The sequence below is a fragment of the Lentzea indica genome, assembly GCF_012184385.1.
GTDB classification, from domain to species: domain Bacteria; phylum Actinomycetota; class Actinomycetes; order Mycobacteriales; family Pseudonocardiaceae; genus Lentzea; species Lentzea indica.
Genome location: NZ_VSRL01000419.1, coordinates 1 through 4,621, shown reverse-complemented (window position 1 = coordinate 4,621; position 4,621 = coordinate 1). Strand labels below are relative to the sequence as shown.

The window sequence follows — 4,621 nt, the reverse complement described above, 5'->3', positions numbered from 1 at the left end:
GGTGCCGCGACGGGCAGCCGCGCCGTCACGACGACGCAGACGATCCGCGAGTGGCTGGTCAAGCACATCGCGGCCGAGCTGCACGTGCCCGAGTTCGCGTGACAGCCTGACCGCGCCGATCGTCGCTGTGTTCGTAGGCGACGAGCGCCTGCTCGTAGTAACCGGCGGCCTCGTCGAAACGGTCCTGTTCGTACCGCAGCCATCCGAGTCCCGCCAGCAGCCGTGCTTCACCACGGCGGTCACCGGCTCTGCGTGCGGCGGCCAGCGCGGCGGTGTGCGTCCGCCACCACTGCCCGAAGAGGTTGCGCACGGAGAACCGTGACGAGCACAGCGTGGCCGCGAGCCTCGTGGCGATGTCGGTCAGGTCCAGCTCGCTGACCCGCTCGACAACGCCGACCAGCCCGGTCTGCTCGGCGTCGAACCAGGCCTCGGGATCGGCCACGATCTCCTCGACGTGGTCCGCCTCGATGTACTGGTCGAGCACCGGGGTCCGGATCGTGTCCAGGGTGGCGTGCGGCATGCGGCTGCCCGCGACCTGCACGAGGCCGAGCCAGCACTCCGCCGCCCGTGCCGCCGCGGTGCGGATCGTGTCGACCGTCTCCTCGGCCTCACCGCGTTCCCGCGCGAACGCCCGGATCAGGTCGTGGATCTGGTAGCGCAGCGAGCCGTTGTCGTCCGTTGTGGACACGTCGAGGAGCTGGGCGTCGACCAGTCTCTCGACCACTTCTTCCGCGTCGTGCCAGGAAGATCCGAGCAGTGGCGCCACGACCCAGCCGCCGAACGACGACACGTCGAGCAGTCCTAGCCTGCGCAACGCCATTCGTTCGCGTTCCGGCAGCCCGTCGTAGCTCAGCGCGAGCTCCCGCGGACCTCCAGGTCGCCGATGGAGAGCTCCTGCAGGACGCGGTGCTGCACGCGCAGCCGGTCGACCATGCGGCTCACCCGCCACCGCGACCGCGCGGCGAGCCGGGCCCCGGCGATACGAACCGCCAGCGGCAGCCCGCCGCACAACCGCACGATCTCCCGCGCCGCCTCCTGCTCGGCGGGGACGCGGCCGTCGCCGACCACCTTGTCCAGCAACTGCAACGCCTCGTCGTCGGTGAGCACGTGCAGGTCCAGCTGCGTCGCCCCGCTGAGCGCGCCGAGCCGTTCCCTGCTCGTCACGAGCGCGGCCGAGGTGTGCCCACCTGGCAGCAGCGGCCGCACCTGACCCTCGTCGAACGCGTCGTCCAGCACGACCAGGATCCGCCGGTCGGCGAGCATCGTGCGGTAGAGCCGCGCCCGCTCGTCCTGCTCCTCCGGGATCGCGCTGTCGGCGACACCGAGAGCGCGCAGGAACCCTGCCAGCACCTCGGCGGGGTCGGCGCGCACGGTTCGCACGCCGCGCAACGACGCGTACAGCTGACCATCGGGGAAGTGCTCGCGGACGCGGTGCGCCACGTGCATGGCGAGCGTGCTCTTGCCCGCGCCCGGCTTGCCGTAGACGGCGCACAGCCTTGATCCCGTCGCCTCCTCTGACAGCCGCCTGCGCAGCGCCGCGACCTCGACGACACGGCCGGTGAAGTCTGCGATGTCGAACGGCAGCTGGCTCGGCGTGCGGACGATCTGCGGCGGTTCTGCCGCCTCCTCCTCCGGTTGCTCCCCCTCGGCCGCGGGCGGCTCCTGTTCGGACCCGGACCGCAGGACCTGCTCGTGCGCGCCGCGCAGAGCCTGGCCCGGCTCCAGCCCCAGCTCGTCGAGCAGCACCCGCCTGCCCTCCTGGTAGCACTCCAGCGCGTCGGCCTGACGACCCGCCTGGCACAGGGCGAGCATCAACTGGCCGCGCAGGCGTTCCCGCAGCGGCTGCTCGGCGACCGCCGTGGTGAGCTCGGCCACGAGCGCCTCACCGCGACCCGTGGCGAGCCGACGTCCGCGCTGTCCTCCAAGGCAGCGAGGCGCAGTTCGTCGAGCCGCACGCGTTCGTTCTCCGCCCAAGTGCCCTGCGCACCGCCCAATGCGGTCCCTCGCCACTGGGCCAACGCCGCCTCGAAGTGCGCCGCGGCCTGGGCGAGCCTGCCCTCCGCCCGCGCACGGCGTGCCGTAGCCGTCTCACGAGTGAAGACGTGCAGGTCGATCTGCTCGAATCCGGCCTCCAGCCGATAACCACCGCCGGTGCGCACGATGAGCTCAGTACCCTCAGCCGTGGCGAGTGCACGACGCAACGTCGAGATGTAGGTGTAGATCGCGGCTCGCGCCTGGTCCGGCGGATCCTCTCCCCAGATCGCGTCGACGAGCTGCTCCAGCGGCACCACCCGGCCCGCCTGGGCCGCGAGTATCGCGAGCAACGTGCGTGGCTTCGGCCCTCCGAGGGTGACGGGTGCCCCCGCTACCACTGCCTCGATCGGGCCCAGCACGCGGAAGTTCATGAATCTCCCCACCGGATGCACCCGTCGGAAACCCGTTCGCACGGGCGACCGACGGCAGCCTCCAATTCCCCCCAGACCGGCGAGACGTACACCCCTCCAATGCCACCTCGTCCAGCGACGTCCGACAATATGAACGGGTGTCAACGGTGTCAAGTAAAGTTAACTGAACACGATGGGGGTCTCATGGGCGCAGACCGCCGCCGCACACTCGCGGACGCACTGAACACCTTGATCGAGAAGAAGGCGCGGCTGGACGGCCAGGACTCCGTCGCCGACCAGGTGATCGGCGACCACATCGGCAAGTCGCGGACCACGGTGTGGAAGCTGCGCACCGGCCAGGAGCAGAACCCCAAGATCGAGACACTGGAAGCCCTGGCCCAGTTCTTCGGGGTGAAGGTCGGCTACTTCCTCGACGAGGAACTGGCCGCGGTCGCGGACGAGGAGCTCGACTCCCTCGTCGCAGCACGCCGGCTCCAGGAAGCAGCGGAACGCAACGGCGTGAAGGGCATCAACGCGAGACTGTGCAGCCTTTCCCCGGACAGCCTGCTGACCGTCGCCCGGCTCATCGAGGAACTGGGCGAGGCGGAGGCGGACGCGTGACGGACCCGCTTCGCGCGGACGGGACGGACCTGTCCACGCTGCGCCGCCTCATCGACGAGATGCTCGACGAGCTGGTCTGGGACCCGCCGTTCGACCTGGACCGCCTGCTCGGCCAGATCTCCGCGCGCCGGGGCAAGCGGATCTCGCTGTATCCCGCGGCACTGCCACGTGACGGCGCGGGCGGGCTCGTCATCGAACGCGCGAAGGATCTCGTGATCGTGTTCGACGAGACGCTGCCGCCGCTCCAGCAGGAGCACGTGATCATGCACGAGGCCGCGCACATCCTGTTCGAACACAGCGGCACGTCCCTGGAGGACCTCACCGGCGACGAGTTCACCGAACTCGACCCGGAGCTGGTCGAGACGGCACAGCGGTTCGCCCGGCGCGACGGGTACTCGGGTGCGGAGGAGAAGGTCGCCGAGATCGCCGCCGCCCTGATGTGGATGCGGGCGGGAGCGGCACGCAGCATGGTCCCGGCGCCACACCGCTCACGGGCGGTCGCGGAGGCGAACGCCCGCTTCGAGGCGGCGCTCATGAACCGGAGAACCAGCTCGTGATCCTGCTCGACCCCACCGTCATCTCCTCGACCATCGCCACCGTGTGCGCGATGTATCTGCTGCGGTCGTTGGTCCGCAAGCCGGACAACCTCGCGCTGCGCGCCACGTGGCTCAGCACCCAGTGCTTCGCCTTCAGCCTCTGCCTGGGCCTGACCCTCTACGGGCTCCACCTGATGGATCCGATCCCCGCGGCTCTGCGGTGGATCTCGATCACCCAGCACGCGCTCGCGATGATCGCCGTCTACCTCGGGTACAGCGCCTACGTCTTCATGGCGCTCGAGCGCGACGCGGCGGTCCGGCACGTGCGGCGGCACGGCATGGCGCTCGTCGTCGTGCTCGCCGTGGCGCTGACGCTGGCCATCGGCGCGGCACCCGGCGACTTCCTCGCGAGTTTCGTCGCGGACTACGAGAACGGCCCGATCAGCGCCGTCTACCTCGCGCTGTTCACGGGCTACCTGGCGGTGCTGGTGGGCGGCGCCGGCAGGCTCTCCTGGAAGTGGTCGCGGCTGGTCGACGAGCCGTGGATCCGTCGAGGACTGGTCATCGGGGCCGCCGGTTTCGTGATGGCCGGCGTGTACTGCGTCGTGCGCACGACGTTCATCGTCATGGCGACGCTCGGCAACCGGATCCCGATCAAGGAGGGCGCCGTCACGGGGTGGCTCATCACCGCGTCCCTGCCGTTGGTGTTGATCGGCGTCACGGTGCCCGGCTGGGGGCCACGGCTGGCCGCAGCGCTGCGGTGGTGGCGCATGTACAGGGCGTTCCGCCGGCTCCACCCGCTCTGGTCGCGGCTCACCACGGCCTACCCGCACGTCCGGATGTCGCTGGGACGGTCAGGACTGGCCAGGTGGTTCGGCGACAGCTCGAAGTTCGCGACCCGGTGGGACGAGAAGTGGTCACCGCACCGCCGCGATCTCGCGCTGCGCCTCCACCTGCGGGTGGTGCAGATCTGGGACGCACGCCGGGCGCTGCTCGACCACTGTGACATCTCCGACTACGACCGGGCACTCACCGACCCGCGACACCGGCGCCGTCGTGCGGAGGTCCGTGCCGCCTACG

Annotated in this window: 4 protein-coding genes and 1 pseudogene; 3 read left to right on the top strand and 2 right to left on the bottom strand. The window is 70.4% G+C overall.

Annotated features, from left to right (window positions below):
* Positions 1-58: 58 nt before the first annotated feature.
* A complete protein-coding gene (locus FXN61_RS47465) occupies positions 59-820 on the bottom strand; it encodes a tetratricopeptide repeat protein (protein WP_223165896.1) in 762 nt (253 codons plus the stop codon).
* A 32-nt stretch (positions 821-852) separates the two neighbouring features.
* Positions 853-2,511: pseudogene (locus FXN61_RS56855) on the bottom strand (AfsR/SARP family transcriptional regulator); the annotation flags it as partial.
* A gap of 77 nt (positions 2,512-2,588) precedes the next feature.
* Between FXN61_RS56855 and FXN61_RS47450 the strand changes: the two are divergent.
* The 3 genes from FXN61_RS47450 to FXN61_RS47440 form a co-directional block, all read left to right on the top strand.
* Positions 2,589-3,005 (top strand): helix-turn-helix domain-containing protein, encoded by a 417-nt coding sequence (locus tag FXN61_RS47450; RefSeq protein ID WP_167980341.1) that lies wholly within the window; start codon positions 2,589-2,591, stop codon positions 3,003-3,005.
* Positions 3,002-3,562, top strand: coding sequence for an ImmA/IrrE family metallo-endopeptidase (locus tag FXN61_RS47445; protein WP_167980340.1), 561 nt, complete (start codon positions 3,002-3,004; stop codon positions 3,560-3,562). The genes FXN61_RS47450 and FXN61_RS47445 overlap by 4 nt, the downstream gene beginning before the upstream one ends.
* On the top strand, positions 3,559-4,621 hold a 1,063-nt coding region (locus FXN61_RS47440), incomplete at its 3' end, for an MAB_1171c family putative transporter (RefSeq protein WP_223165895.1). The genes FXN61_RS47445 and FXN61_RS47440, both read left to right, overlap by 4 nt.